This window comes from Microvirga aerilata, from assembly GCF_016743775.1.
GTDB classification, from domain to species: Bacteria; Pseudomonadota; Alphaproteobacteria; order Rhizobiales; family Beijerinckiaceae; genus Microvirga; species Microvirga aerilata.
The window spans coordinates 84,781-102,857 of the sequence record NZ_JAEQMY010000004.1 but is presented as its reverse complement, the minus strand read 5'-3'; the positions used below and the strand labels follow the sequence as shown (position 1 = coordinate 102,857).

Here is an 18,077-nt window from a genome sequence, read left to right as displayed (position 1 = left end):
CCCATGGCTGCTGCTCAGGCCTCGTCCGCGCCACGCCGGTTCTTCAAGTCCTTCGAGCTCGTCGTCGGCCTTCTGCTCACGGGCTCCATGTGCCTGTCCGTGCTGTTCTCGGGCTTTCTGTTCCCGGATGGCGGCGAGAGCATGGACCTCATGGCGCGGCTCACCCCGCCGTTCACGGACACGGCCCATGTTCTCGGCACCGACCCGCTCGGCCGCGACGTGCTGGCCCGCGTCATCGTCGGCGGCAAGATATCGCTGACCGTCGGCGTTCTGTCGGTTCTGGGCGCCGTCGTGGTCGGCACGCTCGTGGGGCTGGTTGCCGGCTACTACAGGGGCATCGCCGAGATCCTGCTGATGCGCTTTGCCGACATCCAGCTGGCGCTGCCCTTCATCCTTATTGCGATCATGTTCCTCGCCATTCTGGGAACGGGCGTGAACAAGATCATCTTCTTCATGATCGTCGCGCAATGGGTGCAATATGCCCGTCTGGTGCGCGGCTCCGTGCTGGCGCTGCGCGACCGGGAGTTCATTCTCTCCGCCCGCGCCATCGGCGTCGGCAACGGGCGCATCATCTTCACCCATATCCTTCCCAACGTGCTCGGCCCCATCGTCATCCTGATGACGCTGAACGTAGCCAACAACATCCTTCTCGAAAGCAGCCTGACCTTCCTGGGCCTCGGCGTCGATCCGTTGATCCCGAGCTGGGGCGGCATGCTGGCCGATGGGCGGACCTATCTGCAAACGGCCTGGTGGGTCAGCGTCTTCCCGGGCCTTGCCATCATGTTCACGGTGCTCGGCCTGAACCTTCTGGGCGATTGGCTGCGCGACTTCTTGGATCCTACAGGACAAACCTCGAAATGACAGTATTGCTCGATGAGCGGGTCCCTCGCACCCTCGACACCCTCGTGCGCGCATGGACGGGAGACGATCATAAGGGCACGGTTCTCGAAGCCTGGCTGTTCGAGGACGTGGCGGCGCGTCGCGAGGCTGAACGCATTCTGGCCGATGCGGGCGTCCACGCCCGTCTGAGAAGCGCCTACAAGCCGCTCGTCCATGCCTTCCTGGAAGAGTTCGACATGGCGGGCGTCGCCCGGGCGACCGTGCGCTATCCCGTGCACGAGAAGGCCGACCGTTTGCGCTTCCTCTCCGAGGCGTATCCTCTGGCCGCGCTGCTCGAAGGCATCGAGACGCACTTCGAGCCCGGAGACACCGATCTTACCTATGAGATCACGCTGGAATACGCGGATGAAAGCATAGCGAAGCATGAGGTCTTCGCCCCCAACCGACTGCGCGCCAACCATCTCGATCAGGTTGACCTCACCCCGACCGGCTGGCTCAAGGTGACGGGGCGTGCCGATGGGGGGCCTGACCTGGACGAGCCGCTTGAAACCGAGATCGAGCAGGTGTTTCACACGGCGATGGCCGCAGTCATGGCCCACGAATGGCCTGCGGCGGAGCCTTATGCCGAGACGCTTGCCATCGATGTCGCGATCCCCGGCATCGAGCGGCCTCTCGACTACGGTGACGAGGTCATGAGCACCCGTGAGGCGCTCCATGAGGATTTCTATTTCTCCATCATAGAGTTCTTCAAGCATCGGTCAGGCCGCCCGCATCAGGATCGCAGCCTGCAGCCGGGCCAGATCGTGCCGGATATCCGCGCCGGCGAGGGCGACGCCCATGTGCGGGTCAGCCTGCGCACCTTCGGACCGCCGCAGGATCCGGTCAGGCCGGAGCAGGACATCGAGACCGCCGATGCGGCTCCGGGCCTTGCCCAGATCCACCGCGAGCTCGCGGCCCTGCCGGGCGAGGTCTTCGAGGGCATCTCCCGCGAGGGACGCCCCGTGCGAGGCCTCTACCGGCCGGGGTCCCGTCCGGCCGTGCTCGTCACGAGCGGGCAGCACGCCAACGAGACCTCCGCGCCGGTCGGCACGTTGCGGGCCGTGCGCCGGCTGCTGGCCAATCCGGAGGCGAACATCGCCTATATTCCGGTCGAGAACCCGGACGGGTATGCCCTGCACGGACGGCTTTGCGAGGGCAATCCGCGCCACATGCACCATGCGGCGCGCTATACTTCCCTGGGCAACGATCTGGAATACGGGCGGGACGAGCCCCTCTACGAGATCGGAGCCCGCAATCAGGCGCTGGCCCTATGCGGCGCGCAGCTGCATCTCAACTTTCACGGCTACCCTGCCCATGAATGGACGCGCCCCTTCACCGGCTACCTGCCGCGGGGCTTCGAGCTCTGGACGATCCCGAAGGGCTTCTTCCTGATCATGAGGCATCATCCCGCCTGGGGCGAGACCGCGCGGACGCTGATCGAAGCCGTCACGACGGGCCTGTCCGCCGTTCCGGGACTGGCGGAGTTCAACCGGCGTCAGATCGAGATCTGCTCGATTCATTCGGGGGGAACGCCCTACGAGATCATCAACGACATCCCCTGCCTGATCACGGCGGAGGAGCGCCATCCGACGCCTCTGACGCTCATCACCGAGTTTCCCGACGAGACGATCTATGGCGAGGCCTATCGTTTCGCCCATACGGTGCAGATGGCAACCGTGATTGCCGCCGAGGAGGCGTTCACGTCGATCATGGCCGGGGTGGCCTGAGGATCCCGGGAAGCCTCACGCCATTGGGAGGAAGGCGGCTCCTCGCCGGAAACGGCGGGGCTTGAGGCTGAGGGTAACCCATCTTCCCACCGGGCCGGTCCGGCTTCGCGACACCTGAGATTGCCAAGATGCCGAGCCCTGAAGAAAAACCGGGGCAGAAGCGATAAAGACTTTTTTCCTTATCTACTCTGGAATGAGCTGTTCCCTGATAAGGAATGCTTAACTTTGATGCCTCTGAGGCCCCTTGTGGAGCAGTTATTATAACGTTATATCACAAAGATAATCCGAGAAGCGCATAAGCGCGTCGATCCTATCCGTAGGGGCCAGTCTACAATGCCTAAGCTGTTCGACTTTCAGGCCGAGAGCATGCCGTCCTGGTGGGATGGCAACTACCAGATGCCGTGGAGCAAGGAAAATCTCGAGCTGATCGCCCAGGACGGCGCTTCGCAGGTCGTGATCGTTCCAACCGTCTACATGGACAGCCTGACATCGACCAAGGTCTACCGCGACAACAATGATCCTGGCGGCATTTCAGTCGGAACGGAGACCTATCCCGGAACCGACGACTTGATCAACTTCGAAGGCTCGCGAACCGAGAGCGACGCCTCGATCAGGGTAGCCATCGAACGGGCGAAGGCTCTCGGCCTGGAGATCATCTTCAAGCTGCACGTGAACATCCAGAACGAGGACTGGAACGCCCTGATCGGGCCGCCAAAGAAGAATGCGGACGGGACTCCTCTCACCGAGCCGCAGAAGAAGGCTTGGGCCGATGCATGGTTTGCTTCCTATAAGGAAGCCGTCGTGCATTACGCCAAGCTCGCGCAGGAGCACGGCGCCACGGCCTTCGCCATCGGCAACGAATGCGAGAGCATGACCGGCTCGCAGTACCGCGAATACTGGGTCGACATCATCGAGGCCGTGCGGGAGGTTTACGATGGGCAGCTCACCTATGCGGCCACCTGGACCGAAGCTCTCAACGTCAGCTTCTGGGACAAGCTCGATTACATGGGCGCCAACCCCTACATCAGCTTCACCCAGGACAACAAGAATCCGAGCCTGCAGCAGCTGATCGACGGATGGACCAAGCCGTCCGAGATCTGGGGCGTCAAAACGCCGATCGAGGATAGGTTCGGCGAGAACATGTCCGCCATCGACGCCCTGAAGCGCATTGCCGAGCAGTATGGCAAGAAGCTGATCTTCACGGAAGTCGGCTTTCGCAGCCTGGACGGCAGCAACGCCACCCCGTGGATGTGGGGCAATGGCGACATCGACGAGCTCGAGCAGCTCAACATGCACAAGGCCTTCTACAAGATCATCACCGATCGCGTGGACGAGGGCTGGCTCGGCGGCTACTGGCACTGGAACTACGATGCTGGCATGGACGTGTCCGATCCGGCCCCAGACGATGGGTTCAACACGCATGGCAAGCGCGCCGATGCCCTGATCGAGCAGTACTTCAAGGACCCGCGTTCAATCGTCGGCCGCTCTCTCTCGGGCACGGCAGCCGATGATACGATCACCGGCGGCTTCAACCATGACACGCTCGCAGGCGGGGCCGGGAACGATCTGCTGCGCGGCGGTGCAGGAGCGGACATATTCATCTATGCGGGCGGGGACGGCGCCGACATCATCTCCGATTTCAATTTCGGGCAGGGCGACAAAATCGCCCTGATGAACACCGGCACTCTGACCTTCGCCGATCTTCAGATTTCCACGACCACCGGAGGCTATGTCGTCAGCTTCGCGGCCGGCGGCTCTCTCACCATCCTGACATCGGAAACACTGTCGGCCGATTGGTTCGCGTTCAACGGCACCGGGCAGCCCGGACCCTCGACCCGGCCATCCTCTGGGGACGACCACGTTACCGGAACCACCAAGGGCAACACGATCGATGCCCTTGAGGGGAATGACGTGATCGACGGTCTTGCCGGCAACGACAAGCTGACCGGCAACGCCGGCGACGACACCATCGATGGCGGCCTCGGCAACGATGCGCTGTATGGCGGCGTCGGTGAGGATTTCATCGATGGCGGCACCGGTACCGACCGGATCTATGGCTCCGCAGGCTACGACATCCTCTATGGCGGTGCCGGAAACGATCAGATCCGCGGCGAAGACGACGATGACATGCTCTACGGCGACGTGGGCAATGATCTCATCCGCGGCGGCAACGGGGCCGACTTCATCGATGGCGGCGAAGGCACCGACAAGCTCTACGGCGACGCCGGTAACGACCGGATCGATGGCGGCAAAGGAAACGACCTGATCCAGGGCGGCAGCGGCGCGGACCGGATCGACGGCGACGACGGCGACGACAAGATCTACGGCGGCAACGGCAACGACGTGCTGGACGGCTGGTTCGGCAAGGATCAGATCTGGGGCGGGGCCGGCAACGACGTGCTCGGCGCGGGAGCCGGCAACGACAAGCTCTGGGGCGGCACGGGCTCCGACCGGTTCGTGTTCAACGAGGGCACGGGCAGCGACATCGTCTATGACTTCAAGGTCAAGCAGAACGAGATGCTGCTGATCCGGCACAACATCAATCAGACCGGCATCGTGGACTTCGACACGCTCAAGCCGCACATGAAGCAGGTGGGCAAGAACGTGGTGATGGAGCTCGGCAAGTACGAATGGGTGGAAGGACCCGACGTGCTGACGATCGTCAACGTTCAGCTGAAGGACCTGAAGGAAGAGCATTTCTATTTCTATTGGTAGGCTCGAATCCCGAAGCGGAAGCACGGCCGGAGATGGCTTCTCCGGCCGTTTCCATTTCTGCCGCAGGTGAGCGACGGGCGGGAACAAGCCCGCTTCCGCTGCCGTTCTTCGGCAGAGCCGGGTCCAACTATCCGGCATTGTGGGAGATGCAGCCATGGCCCGGTTGTCCTGGAAGCGGAATGAGAACGATGCCTCCATCAAGGAGGCCGTCGATCTCGTGCGCGAACATGGGGAGCCTCTGCCGCCGATTGCCGACGAGGAGGCCTTCGGGGCCATGTTCGACCGCTTCGCGGACGCCAAGGTCGTGCTCCTGGGCGAGGCCACCCACGGCACCTCGGAATTCTACCGCGCCCGGGCCGCGATCACCAGGCGCCTGATCGAGCATCACGGCTTTTCCATCGTGGCGGTCGAGGCCGACTGGCCGGACGCGGCGCGGATCGATTCTTACGTGCGCCATCGCGCCGTTCCGGATGGCGACGATGCGGCCTTCGAGCGCTTTCCCACCTGGATGTGGCGCAACGAGGAGGTGGCGGATTTCGTCAACTGGATGCGCGAGCACAACAGGCAGCGCGCGGACGACGACCGCGCCGAGTTCCGCGGGCTCGACGTCTACAGCCTGAACGCATCGATCAAGTCCGTTCTGGACTACCTGGACAAGGTCGATCCGGAGGCCGCCAAGGAGGCGAGGGGGCGCTATGGCTGCCTCAGCCCCTGGCAGTCGGACCCGGCCCGCTATGGCCGCGCGGTTCTCACCGGGCAGAAGAAGCCCTGCGACGAGGCCCTGCTGCGCCAGCTCCAAACCATCCTCGACCGGCGGATGGACTATCTCGAGGCCGATGGCGGCGAGGCCTTCTTCGACGCGGTGCAGAACGCCAGGATCGTTCATGCGGCGGAGCACTATTACCGGATCATGTACGAGGGTGCGACGGAGTCCTGGAACGTGCGCGACCGGCACATGTTCGACACGCTTCAAAGCATGCTCGCCCGGCGGGACAACGCCAAGGCGGTGGTCTGGGCCCATAACTCCCATATCGGCAATGCGGCTGCCACGGCTATGGGCTGGCAGGGCGAGTTCAACATCGGCGAGCTCTGCCGCAAGACCTATCGCGACGAGGCCGTGCTCATCGGGTTCGGTACGGATCGCGGCACCGTCGCCGCTGCCGACGACTGGGACGAGCCCATGCAGGTCAAGACGGTGCTGCCGGCCCGCCCCGACAGCCATGAGCGGATTTTCCGCGACGCCGGGCTTGGCTGCTTCCTCACCGACTGGCGGCAGAACGGCCAGGCCGACCTGACGGAGGTTCTCTCCCGGCCGCGCCTGGAGCGGGCCATCGGGGTGGTCTACCGGCCCGACACGGAGCTCTACAGCCACTATTTCGAGGCCGTGCTGGCCGAGCAGTTCGACGCCTTCGTCTGGTTCGAGGAAACCAGGGCGGTGACCCCGCTCGCCCACGCCCATGGGAAAGGCATGCCGGAGACCTATCCGTTCGGGCTTTGATGCGGATCTCCCTCTCCCGCAAAGGGGAGAGGGATAGCGGGATGAATGTTCCACCTTTGTTCTTGACTTCTGCGGCAACCTTAGCTATATCGTTGCACAGCCTGGTCCTGACGAGGGGCGCGCTCGCGAGGCGTCGCAGTGTGGGAGCAGGCACGGTCCTGTGCATGAGCTCAACGCAGGCTCATGGGGCAGGAGGCCCTGGTGAGGGGCCGGAAGCGGGTTGGGCCCAAGGCCTCCAGCATGGCCGCCTTGGGCCAGCGCCGCACCGGTCGCACCAGTCCGCCTGAAAAGAACCGTGCGCGAAGAGGCAGTTCGGCTCTTCCCTTTCATACCACAGCGAGCCGGGCTGCAGCTTGCGCCACCCTCGTGTGCTCTTCAGGCTCGCAGCCCAAGGCTGCGGGCCCGAAGGCGCTGGCTGTCGGGAACTCTGCTGGCGAAGGACCTGTGGCGTCACTCCTCCGCCTTGCCCCGGTCGTCCGCCCCTGCTAACTGACGGCCAACTCCATTCACATCTCGATCAAACAGGGCTTTTCCCGTGTCCCGTCAATTCATCTACCACATGCGTGGCCTCACCAAGACCTATTCGGGCGGCAAGAAGGTCTTGGACAATATTCATCTCTCCTTCTATCCCGACGCCAAGATCGGCGTGCTCGGCGTCAACGGCGCCGGTAAGTCGACGCTGCTGCGCATCATGGCCGGCACCGATACGGACTGGACCGGCGAGGGCTGGGTGGCCGAGGGCGCGCGCGTCGGCTACCTGCCCCAGGAGCCCCAGCTCGACCCGTCGAAGAACGTCCGCGAGAACGTGATGGAGGGCGTGGCCGCCAAGAAGGCGATCCTCGACCGCTACAACGAGATCGCCATGAACTACTCCGACGAGACGGCGGACGAGATGACCCGTCTCCAGGACGAGATCGAGGCCAAGGGCCTGTGGGATCTCGATTCCCAGGTCGATCAGGCCATGGATGCCCTGCGCTGCCCGCCGGACGACTGGGCCGTGGACAAGCTCTCGGGCGGCGAGCGCCGCCGCGTGGCCCTGTGCAAGCTGCTCCTGGAGCAGCCCGAGCTTCTGCTCCTCGACGAGCCCACCAACCATCTGGACGCCGAGACCACCGCCTGGCTCGAAGGCCATCTGCGCAGCTACCCCGGCGCGATTCTGATCGTCACCCACGACCGCTACTTCCTCGACAACGTGACGGGCTGGATCCTGGAGCTCGACCGCGGCCGCGGCATTCCCTATGAGGGCAACTACTCGTCCTGGCTCGAGCAGAAGCAGAAGCGCCTCGAGCAGGAAGGCCGCGAGGACGAGGCGCACAAGCGCACCATCGAGCGCGAGCGCGAATGGGTCTCGGCCTCGCCCAAGGCCCGCCAGGCCAAGTCGAAGGCTCGTATCCAGCGCTATGAGGAGCTCGTGGCCAAGGCCAACGAGAAGGGCCCTACCACGGCTCAGATCGTCATTCCGATTGCGGAGCGCCTCGGCAACAACGTCATCGAGTTCGACAACCTGAAGAAGGCCTTCGGCGACAAGCTCCTCATCGACGGCCTGTCCTTCAAGCTGCCGCCCGGCGGCATCGTGGGCGTCATCGGCCCGAACGGCGCCGGCAAGACCACGCTGTTCCGCATGATCACGGGCCAGGACCAGCCGGACGAGGGGTCCATCCAGATCGGTGAGAGCGTCAAGCTCGGCTATGTGGACCAGAGCCGCGACTCGCTGGATGCCAACAAGACCCTCTACGAGGAAATCTCCGGCGGCAACGAGGTGCTCTATCTCGGCAAGCGCGAGATCAATGCGCGGGCCTATTGCGGCGCCTTCAACTTCAAGGGTTCCGACCAGCAGAAGAAGGTGGGCGTGCTCTCCGGCGGCGAGCGCAACCGCGTGCATCTGGCCAAGATCCTGAAGTCGGGCTCCAACGTCCTGCTCCTCGACGAGCCCACCAACGACCTCGACGTGGATACCCTGCGGGCCCTCGAAGAGGCGCTGGAGGATTACGCGGGCTGCGCCGTCATCATCTCGCACGATCGCTGGTTCCTCGACCGCATCGCAACCCACATCCTCGCCTTCGAGGGCGAGAGCCATGTGGAGTGGTTCGAGGGCAACTTCGCCGACTACGAGGAGGACAAGAAGCGCCGCCTCGGCACGGATTCCACGATCCCGCATCGGATCAAGTACAAGAAGTTCTCGCGGTAATCCTTCTCCATGGGAACATATCTCATCACAGGCATCGGGCGCGGGATCGGGCAGGAGCTCGCCCGCGTTCTTTTGCTCCGTGGGGATCGCGTGATCGGCACGGTTCGGGATCCGGACGGAGCATCTGCCGAGTGGGATGGGTTTATCAAGAATGGGCAGCTCAAACTGCTATCGTTGGATGTCCGTGACGGAGGCTCGATCAAAGAGGCTGCGAAGCGATTGGACGAGCCTCTCCATGTGCTCATCAACAATGCCGGGATTATCGGGCCCGACCGGCAATCGACCCTCGACATGGATTTCGACGGTTTTCTCGACACCCTGAACGTTAACACTCTCGGCCCCCTGCGGACCGTTCAAGCCTTCCTGCCGCACCTGAGACGTGCGAGAGCCGCCAAGATCGTCACGATCAGCAGCCGTATGGGCTCCATATCCTATGCCAAGTCCGACCGGATCGCCTACCGAGCCTCCAAGTCTGCCGTGAACAAGGTGATGCAGGGACTCGCGACGGATCTTCGGGAGGACGGAATTATCGCCATTTCTGTTCACCCTGGCTGGGTACGCACGGACATGGGCGGCTCGGGCGCTGATGTATCAGTACAGGATAGTGCCGACGGTATCATAAAGCTTATCGATGGCATCACCCCTGGAAACAGCGGCGGCTTCTTCGATTGGCAAGGAAAGCCTGTTTCATTCTGAATGCGGTGATAAAGATCCTCCAAAAGACACCGGAAAACCTTCAGCTCAAGTTCATCTTGGCTGGGCTATCTTTCCTGCTATGAGAAGGAGCCAGGATAGCCACGAGACGTGATCTCCTGATCTTCGCTCCGCGTGGAGGTTCACATGGTCTGCATGAAGCAAGTTCTGACGGTCGGCGCCGCCGCTCTCGTCCTGAGCGGTTCTCTGGTGGCTGCCGCTCCTGCGACGGCCGGCGAACGCACGGGTCGTTGGCGCGATGGATCCTATGCCACTCCATACGGGATCGTTCGCCCGCACCGTGATTACGGATACCGGCCCTATCATCATCGTCGCCGCTCGAATGCCGGCGGCGCTGTGGCTGCCGGCGTGATCGGCGGCTTGGCGCTCGGGGCGCTTGCGGCGCGGCCCGCTTATTCATACCCTGCCTATCCCACCTACTATGGCTCTCCGGCCTATGCTGCCCCTTCCTGCTACACCGTGAGCCGTCGCTTCGTGGATGACTGGGGTCGCACCATCATCCGCCGCGAAGAGGTCTGCGAGTAAGGGCTGAGTTGAGGCGAAAGCAGGAATGCCGGACCCACCCGGCATTCCTTTCAGCCGCGTTTGAGCTGTCCATAAGGCAGTTGGGTTCTCCGGCGAAACAGTGTATGACCCTTGAGGCACGAGACATAAGAAGAGAGTCCACGTGCCCGTCGATCAAACGTTAGCCTTCCAATCCGTCGCGACACCCGAAGAGGCCGTCGAGCGGCTCATCGAGCTCCATGACAGCGCCATCGAGGCGCAGCGCCACGCGCTGGAGCACTTCTTCGCCACCGGCACGGCCCCGACCCCTCTCGAGCGATCCCGCTTCCGCTATCCGGAACTGCGCCTCGACTACCGGGCCGCCTCCGTGCCGCCGATCAAGCAGCGCGCCTATGCCAAGTTCCAGGGAGCGGGCATCTACGCGACGACGGTCACGCAGCCGGCTTTCTTCAAGAACTATCTCCTGGAGCAGCTGAACTTCCTCGTGCGCGATTATGGCGCGACCATCGAGGTTGGGGTCAGCGATCAGGAAATTCCCTATCCTTACGTTTTCGAGCGCGGCGACGAGCTGGGCCGGGGCGCGCATTCCGCCTCCGAACTCGCCCAGCACTTTCCGACGCCGCTGCTCGCCAAGGTCGGCGACGAGATTGCCGACGGCACCTGGATCTTCCACGAGAACGAGGCGCGGCCGCTCGCGCTCTTCGATGCGGCGCGGGTGGACTACTCGCTTCGCCGCCTCGTCCATTACACGGGCAGCGACTGGCGCTCGGTCCAGCCCTGGATCCTGCTCACCAACTACCACCGCTATGTGGACCAGTTCATCCGTTGGGCCGTGAAGGAGCTCACCGACGAGAAGGGGCCCTATACCAGGCTCGTCCTGCCCGGCGGCGTGACCATCGAGCGGGGCATGGGCGAGGCCGCCGTGGAGGAGCTGATCGCCTCCTCGCCCTGGCACCGGTTCCAGATGCCGGCCTATCACCTGATGCGGGGCGACGGGCAGGGCGTGACCCTGGTCAATATCGGCGTGGGCCCCTCGAACGCGAAGAACATCACGGACCATCTGGCGGTGCTGCGCCCCCATTGCTGGCTCATGGTCGGCCATTGCGGCGGCCTGCGTCAGTCCCAGTCCATCGGCGACTATGTGCTCGCCCACGGCTATCTCCGGCGGGACCATATTCTCGACGGCGCGGTGCCGCCGGAAATCCCGATTCCGGCTCTTGCGGAGATCCAGCTGGCCCTGCAGGCCGCAGCGGTGAACGTCACCGGCGAAGAGGGCGATGCCCTCAAGCGGCGCCTGCGGACCGGCACGGTCGTAACCTACGACGACCGGAACTGGGAGCTCCGCTGGAGCCAGGAGCGGCGCCAGATCAACTTGTCCCGCGCCATCGCGGTGGACATGGAAAGCGGCACCATCGCGGCCCAGGGCTATCGCCTGCGTGTGCCCTACGGCACTCTCCTGTGCGTCTCGGACAAGCCGCTCCATGGCGAGATCAAGCTGCCGGGCGCGGCCAACGCCTTCTACGAGCGTGCGGTGAGCGAGCATCTCATGATCGGCTTGGCGGCTTTGGACATCCTTCGGGGTCAGCGCACATCTCTTCATTCGAGGAAATTGCGCAGCTTCGACGAGCCGCCCTTCCGCTGAGCTGAAGCTTTACGCAGCGGAAGGCCTTGGGCCAATCCTCCGCTCCGTCGGCGCTCCGGATCAGCTGGCACTCATAGCTTTTCGGCTGGTGCCAGCGGACCTCAAGCGCGGGCGGCGCCTGGCGCTTGGCCCTAATCGTCCTTTGGCTCATCGCCTCTTCCGACCCTGCCGAGATCGGCCGAGAAAAGTCCTAAGACTTCGCTTGCTCTCATTTGGCAATACATATAAATATATCTTTATATGTAAGAGCGAGATTTGCCCGTGGCCGAGTCGCCGTCTCCATCGCTGGATCTGACCCTGGATGTCCTGCGGGCTGCCGCCGAGGAGACGCGCCTGCGGATCCTTGCCCTATTGACGGAAGGGGAGCTGTCGGTCTCCGACCTCACGGACATCCTGGGGCAGTCCCAGCCGCGCATCTCCCGTCACCTGAAGCTTCTGGTCGAAGCAGGCCTCGTGGAGCGGCACCGGGAGGGCGCGTGGGCGTTCTTCCGGCTGACTGACCGCGGCGTCGCCCTGCGCATCATCCGCCCGACCCTGGAGAGCCTCGACCGCTCCGATCCGCAACTGCTGGAGGACCGGACCCGTCTCGAAGCGGTCCGGGCCCAGCGCTCGCAGGCGGCCCAGGCCTTCTTCTCCCGTCTGGCGCCCGATTGGGACCGCATCCGCTCCCTTCATGCCCCCGAGGCGGTGGTCGAGGCCGCCGTTCTTGACGCATTGGGGCAGGGCGGCATCCGCAACCTCGTCGATCTCGGCACCGGCACCGGCCGCATGCTGCAGCTGCTGGCGCCTCGGGCCAAGCGGACCGTCGGGCTCGATGCCAGCCATGCCATGCTGTCCGTGGCGCGTTCCAATCTGGAAAAGGCAGGCCTGAGAGGCATCGAGCTGCGGCAGGGGGATATCTACGCGCCTCCGTTCCCCCGCAACACCTTCGATCTCGTCGTCATCCATCAGGTGCTGCACTACCTCGACGATCCGGCCCGGGCGATCCGCGAGGCGGCGCGCCTCGTGGCGCCGGGCGGGCGCATCCTCGTGGTCGATTTTGCCCCGCATAATCTGGAATTCCTGCGCGAGGCCCAAGCCCATCGCCGTCTCGGGTTCGCTCCGTCGCAGGTGGCGGGCTGGCTCGACGAGGCGGGCCTCGACTGCACGCTCAACCGGGAAATCGCTTCACCGAAGAAAGGTGACGAGCAATTGACCGTCTCCCTTTGGCTTGGCCAGGATCGCCGCGTGGTGACGGATTGGCCCTTGAGTGAACCCGACAGAGAGGTCGCCTGATGTCACCCATCGCCCTTCGCCCCAGCCGCCAGGCCTCCTGTCCCATCAAGGTCTCCTTCGAGTTCTTCCCGCCGAAGACGCCGGAGATGGAAACGACCCTGTGGGCGTCCATCCAGCGCCTCGCCCCGCTCAACCCGCAATTCGTCTCCGTGACCTATGGGGCGGGCGGCTCCACCCGTGAGCGCACCCATGCCACGGTCTCGCGCCTCGTCCAGGAAACGCAGCTCAAGCCTGCAGCCCACCTCACCTGTGTTGCGGCCACAAAAGGCGAGATCGACGACGTGATCCGCTCCTATTGGGATGCGGGCGTCCGTCACATCGTCGCCCTGCGGGGCGATCCGGTAGCCGGCATCGGCACGGCCTACGAGCCGCATCCCGGCGGCTATCGGCAGACCTGCGATCTTGTCGCCGGCATCAAGGCTATCGGCGACTTCGAGGTCTCCGTCTCGGCGTATCCGGAAAAGCACCCGGAGGCGGCGTCTCTCGATGCGGATATCGACGCGCTGAAGGCCAAGGTCGACTGCGGGGCTGACCGTGCCATCACGCAGTTCTTCTTCGATAACGATCATTATTTCCGCTATCTCGACCGCGTTCGCGCGCGCGGCATCGACATCCCCATCGTGCCGGGCATCGTGCCGGTGCAGAACTTCAAGCAGACGGCGAACTTTGCGTCCAAGACCGGCGCGAGCGTGCCAGAATGGCTCGCCGCGCGCTTCGAGGGGCTCGAGGGCGATGTGGAGACCCGCAAGCTCGTTGCGGCCGCGGTTGCGGCCGAGCAGGTGATCGATCTCGTCGACCGCGGCATCAACGAATTCCACTTCTACACCATGAACCGCGCCGATCTGGTCTTCGCGATTTGCCACTTGCTGGGCTTGCGCGATCAGAACGTGAAGGCGGCTGCCTGAGAATACACGATGCCTGGCATCGATCATGCCGGGCACTTGCATGTGTCGTGCTCAAAAAAGCATGAGCGGCCGGATGCGAAACGGCCGCAGTGAAAAGAGAACCATCGAATGACTGTGTTTACTCCCTCTCCCGCCAATGGCGCCGATGTTCTCAGGGCGCTTCGCGAGGCCGCCATGGGTCGGATTCTCGTGCTCGACGGGGCGATGGGAACGGAGCTGCAGCGCTCGCGCTTCTCGGAGGAGGATTTCCGCGGGGACCGCTTCAAGGATTGGAAGCAGGACGTCAAGGGCAACAACGACCTGCTCATCCTCACGCAGCCCGATGCGGTGCGCAATGTGCACCTGGACTACTTCCGCGCAGGCGCGGACATCGTCGAAACGAACACCTTCTCCGGCACCTCGATTGCGCAAGCCGATTACGGCATGGAGGAGATCGTCTACGACCTGAACTTCGACGGCGCGCGCTTGGCCCGCGAGGCCGCGCTGATCGCCCAGAAGGAAGACGGTCGCCGCCGCTTCGTCGCCGGTGCCATCGGGCCGACGAACCGCACGCTTTCCATCTCGCCGGACGTGAACAATCCTGGCTATCGCGCCGTGACCTTCGATCAGGTGCGCGATTCTTACGCGGAGCAGGTGAGGGGGCTGATCGACGGCGGCGCGGAGATCATCCTCATCGAAACGATCTTCGACACCTTGAACGCCAAGGCCGCGATCGTCGCGATCCATCAGGTTTTCGCCGAGAAGGGCGTGAAGCTGCCCGTGATGATTTCGGGCACGATCACGGACCTGTCCGGGCGCACGCTCTCAGGGCAGACGCCCACCGCCTTCTGGCATTCGGTGCGCCACGCGGAGCCGTTCTCCATCGGCCTCAACTGCGCCCTTGGCGCACGGGAAATGCGTGCGCACATCCAGGAGATCGGGAGGGCTGCCGATACCCTCGTCTGCGCCTATCCGAATGCCGGCCTGCCCAACGAGTTCGGCCTCTACGACGAGCGTCCCGAGGCCACGGCCACCATGCTGGCGGAGTTTGCGGATGCGGGGCTCGTCAACGTGGTCGGCGGCTGCTGCGGCACGACGCCGGAGCACATCCGCGCCATCGCGGAGGCCGTTGCCGGAAAGGCGCCGCGCCGGGTCTCTCAGTCCAAGCCTCTCATGCGCCTGTCGGGTCTCGAGCCCTTCACGCTCACCTCAGACATTCCCTTCGTGAATGTGGGCGAGCGCACGAACGTCACGGGCTCCGCCAAATTCCGCAAGCTCGTCACCAATGGCGACTACGCCGCAGCCCTCGACGTGGCGCGCGATCAGGTGGCGAACGGCGCCCAGATCATCGACATCAATATGGACGAGGGCCTGCTCGATTCCGAGAAGGCGATGGTGGAGTTCCTCAATCTCGTCGCGGGCGAGCCTGACATCGCCCGCGTTCCGGTGATGGTGGATTCCTCCAAGTTTCACGTGATCGAGGCCGGCCTCAAGTGCATCCAGGGCAAGGCCATCGTCAACTCGATCTCCATGAAGGAGGGCGAGGCGGCGTTCATCGAGCAGGCCAGGATCTGCCGCTCCTATGGTGCCGCCGTCGTGGTCATGGCCTTCGACGAGCAGGGCCAGGCGGACACCCTGGAGCGCAAGGTCGAGATCTGCACGCGCGCCTACAGGATCCTCACCGAGCAGGTGGGCTTTCCCCCCGAAGACATCATCTTCGATCCGAACGTGTTTGCGGTCGCAACCGGCATCGAGGAGCACAACGGCTACGGCGTCGATTTTATCGAGGCCACGCGCATCATCCGCGAAACCCTGCCGCACGCCCACATCTCGGGCGGCGTATCAAACCTTTCCTTCTCGTTCCGCGGCAACGAGCCCGTGCGCGAGGCCATGCATTCGGTGTTCCTGTTCCACACCATCAAGGTCGGCATGGACATGGGCATCGTGAATGCCGGTCAGCTCGCGGTGTACGAGCAGATCGACCCCGAGCTGCGCGAGCTCTGCGAGGACGTGGTTCTCAACCGTCGCTCCGATGCAACGGAGCGCCTGCTGGAGGCAGCGCCCCGCTTCAAGGGCGATGGCACGGGAGCCGTGAAGACGGCCGATCTCGAATGGCGCTCCTGGTCCGTGGGGAAGCGCATCGAGCACGCGCTCGTCAACGGCATCACCGAATTCATCGAGCAGGACACGGAAGAAGCGCGCCGGAACGTGGAGCGTCCGCTGCACGTGATCGAGGGCCCGCTCATGGCCGGCATGAACGTGGTCGGGGATCTCTTCGGCGCAGGAAAGATGTTCCTGCCGCAGGTGGTGAAATCCGCCCGCGTCATGAAGCAGGCCGTGGCCTATCTCATGCCCTACATGGAAGCCGAGAAGGCGGCTTCCGGCTCGACCGAGCGCTCCGCCGCCGGCAAGGTGCTGATGGCGACCGTGAAGGGCGACGTGCACGATATCGGCAAGAACATCGTGGGCGTGGTGCTCGCCTGCAACAACTACGAGGTTCTCGATCTCGGCGTCATGGTGCCGGCCCAGAAGATCCTGGAGACGGCGCGCAAGGAAAACGTCGACATAATCGGCCTCTCCGGCCTCATCACGCCGTCGCTGGACGAGATGGTGCATGTGGCAAGCGAAATGGAGCGCGAGGGCTTCGACATACCGCTCCTCATCGGCGGCGCGACCACGAGCCGCGTGCATACGGCGGTGAAGATCCATCCGAACTATCACAAGGGCCAGGCCGTCTATGTGACCGATGCGAGCCGCGCGGTCGGCGTCGTGTCGTCGCTGCTGTCCTCGGACATGAAGGACGGCTATGTGGAGACGCTCCGGGCCGAGTACCGGAAGGTGGCGGAGGCTCACGCCCGCTCCGAGTCCGACAAGCAGCGCCTGTCGCTTGAGAAGGCCCGCGCCAACAGGCCTGTGTTCGACTGGTCGTCCTACCAGCCGCCCAAGCCCACCTTTACCGGCGCACGGGTGTTCCGCAGCTACGACGTGGGCGAGCTGGTGCCCTATATCGACTGGACGCCCTTCTTCCAGACCTGGGAGCTGAAGGGCCGCTTCCCGGCCATTCTCGAAGACGAGAAGCAGGGAGAAGCCGCGCGTCAGCTTTGGGACGATGCCCAAGGAATGCTCAAGCAGCTCGTCGAGGAGCGGTGGTTCAATCCCAAGGCAGTCATTGGCTTCTGGCCCGCCAATGCGGTCGGCGACGACATCCGTCTCTATACCGGCGAGAGCCGCTCGGAGGACCTCGCCACCTTCCATGGACTGCGCCAGCAGCTCTCCAAGCGCGACGGCAAGCCCAACATGTGCCTTTCCGATTTCGTGGCCCCGGCAGAGAGCGGCAAGCCGGACTGGATCGGCGCCTTCGTGGTGACGTCCGGCATCGAGGAAGTGCGCATCGCGGAACGGTTCGAGCGCGCCAACGACGATTACCGCTCCATCATGGTGAAAGCTCTGGCCGACCGTCTCGCGGAAGCATTCGCGGAACGCATGCACGAGCGCGTGCGCAAGGAGTTCTGGGCCTATGCGCCGGATGAGAACCTCACGGGTGACGGCCTGATCGGCGAGGAATACCAGGGCATCCGTCCGGCGCCTGGGTATCCGGCCCAGCCCGATCATACGGAAAAGGCTACCCTGTTCAGCCTGCTCGAGGCGGAACGCCGGATCGGCGTGACGCTCACCGAGTCCTATGCCATGTGGCCGGGCTCCTCCGTGTCGGGCCTCTACCTGTCCCACCCCGAGGCGTATTACTTCGGGGTTGCCAAGGTGGAGCGCGACCAAGTGGAGGACTACGCGGCGCGCAAGGATATGAGCGTGGCGGAGGTCGAGCGCTGGCTTGCGCCGATCCTGAACTACGATCCGGCGCGCTATCGGGTGATGGCGGCGGAGTAGGGCCCGGCTACTTGTTGCTGCTCCGGGACTGCGGAGCAGCAATTTGCTCAGTAGACGAGAGTAGCACGACCGGACCTCCTCCCCTTGTGGGGAGGAGTTGGAGGTGGGGGTGTGAGCGATAGCCTATGAGGCTCTGGCGCCGACACCCCCACCCCGGTCGCTGCCG

At 64.0% G+C, this 18,077-nt stretch carries 11 protein-coding genes; all 11 read left to right on the top strand.

The window, feature by feature from the left end; translation table 11 throughout:
* Window positions 1-3 precede the first annotated feature (3 nt).
* The 11 genes from JKG68_RS04355 to metH all read left to right on the top strand — a co-directional run bounded on the left by JKG68_RS04355 (window position 4) and on the right by metH (window position 17,911).
* The gene (locus tag JKG68_RS04355; protein WP_202056182.1) at window positions 4-861 is read left to right on the top strand and encodes an ABC transporter permease; all 858 of its coding nucleotides are present in this window, start codon (window positions 4-6) and stop codon (window positions 859-861) included.
* The gene (locus JKG68_RS04350; protein ID WP_202056181.1) at window positions 858-2,606 is read left to right on the top strand and encodes a M14 family zinc carboxypeptidase; all 1,749 of its coding nucleotides are present in this window, start codon (window positions 858-860) and stop codon (window positions 2,604-2,606) included. The genes JKG68_RS04355 and JKG68_RS04350 overlap by 4 nt, the downstream gene beginning before the upstream one ends.
* Window positions 2,607-2,939: 333 nt before the next feature.
* Window positions 2,940-5,321, top strand: coding sequence for a glycoside hydrolase family 113 (locus JKG68_RS04345; RefSeq protein ID WP_202056180.1), 2,382 nt, complete (start codon window positions 2,940-2,942; stop codon window positions 5,319-5,321).
* 154 nt (window positions 5,322-5,475) lie between these two features.
* Window positions 5,476-6,819, top strand: a complete 1,344-nt coding sequence (locus JKG68_RS04340) for an erythromycin esterase family protein (protein ID WP_202056179.1) — start codon at window positions 5,476-5,478, stop codon at window positions 6,817-6,819.
* A 535-nt stretch (window positions 6,820-7,354) separates the two neighbouring features.
* Window positions 7,355-9,007, top strand: a complete 1,653-nt coding sequence (ettA, locus tag JKG68_RS04335; RefSeq protein WP_202056178.1) for an energy-dependent translational throttle protein EttA — start codon at window positions 7,355-7,357, stop codon at window positions 9,005-9,007.
* A gap of 9 nt (window positions 9,008-9,016) precedes the next feature.
* A complete protein-coding gene (locus JKG68_RS04330) occupies window positions 9,017-9,703 on the top strand; it encodes an SDR family oxidoreductase (RefSeq protein ID WP_202056176.1) in 687 nt (228 codons plus the stop codon).
* A 153-nt stretch (window positions 9,704-9,856) separates the two neighbouring features.
* Entirely contained in the window at window positions 9,857-10,246 is a 390-nt protein-coding gene (ymaG, locus tag JKG68_RS33255) for an inner spore coat protein YmaG (RefSeq protein ID WP_246515076.1), read from the top strand.
* A 142-nt stretch (window positions 10,247-10,388) separates the two neighbouring features.
* Window positions 10,389-11,867, top strand: a complete 1,479-nt coding sequence (locus JKG68_RS04320) for an AMP nucleosidase (RefSeq protein ID WP_202056174.1) — start codon at window positions 10,389-10,391, stop codon at window positions 11,865-11,867.
* A 261-nt stretch (window positions 11,868-12,128) separates the two neighbouring features.
* Window positions 12,129-13,142 (top strand): ArsR/SmtB family transcription factor, encoded by a 1,014-nt coding sequence (locus tag JKG68_RS04315; protein WP_202056172.1) that lies wholly within the window; start codon window positions 12,129-12,131, stop codon window positions 13,140-13,142.
* Window positions 13,142-14,047 (top strand): methylenetetrahydrofolate reductase [NAD(P)H], encoded by a 906-nt coding sequence (gene metF / locus JKG68_RS04310; RefSeq protein WP_202056170.1) that lies wholly within the window; start codon window positions 13,142-13,144, stop codon window positions 14,045-14,047. The genes JKG68_RS04315 and metF overlap by 1 nt, the downstream gene beginning before the upstream one ends.
* Window positions 14,048-14,155: 108 nt before the next feature.
* Complete coding sequence (metH, locus tag JKG68_RS04305; protein WP_202056165.1) at window positions 14,156-17,911, top strand: methionine synthase; 3,756 nt, start codon at window positions 14,156-14,158, stop codon at window positions 17,909-17,911.
* The last annotated feature ends 166 nt before the right edge of the window (window positions 17,912-18,077 follow it).

What these genes read in the sequence shown, in the direction of transcription:
- JKG68_RS04355 (WP_202056182.1), top strand. Translation starts at nt 4, where the DNA reads ATGGCTGCTGCTCAGGCCTCGTCCGCGCCACGCCGGTTCTTCAAGTCC.
- metF (WP_202056170.1), top strand. Translation starts at nt 13,142, where the DNA reads ATGTCACCCATCGCCCTTCGCCCCAGCCGCCAGGCCTCCTGTCCCATC.
- JKG68_RS04340 (WP_202056179.1), top strand. Translation starts at nt 5,476, where the DNA reads ATGGCCCGGTTGTCCTGGAAGCGGAATGAGAACGATGCCTCCATCAAG.
- metH (WP_202056165.1), top strand. Translation starts at nt 14,156, where the DNA reads ATGACTGTGTTTACTCCCTCTCCCGCCAATGGCGCCGATGTTCTCAGG.
- JKG68_RS04345 (WP_202056180.1), top strand. Translation starts at nt 2,940, where the DNA reads ATGCCTAAGCTGTTCGACTTTCAGGCCGAGAGCATGCCGTCCTGGTGG.
- JKG68_RS04350 (WP_202056181.1), top strand. Translation starts at nt 858, where the DNA reads ATGACAGTATTGCTCGATGAGCGGGTCCCTCGCACCCTCGACACCCTC.
- JKG68_RS04330 (WP_202056176.1), top strand. Translation starts at nt 9,017, where the DNA reads ATGGGAACATATCTCATCACAGGCATCGGGCGCGGGATCGGGCAGGAG.
- ymaG (WP_246515076.1), top strand. Translation starts at nt 9,857, where the DNA reads ATGAAGCAAGTTCTGACGGTCGGCGCCGCCGCTCTCGTCCTGAGCGGT.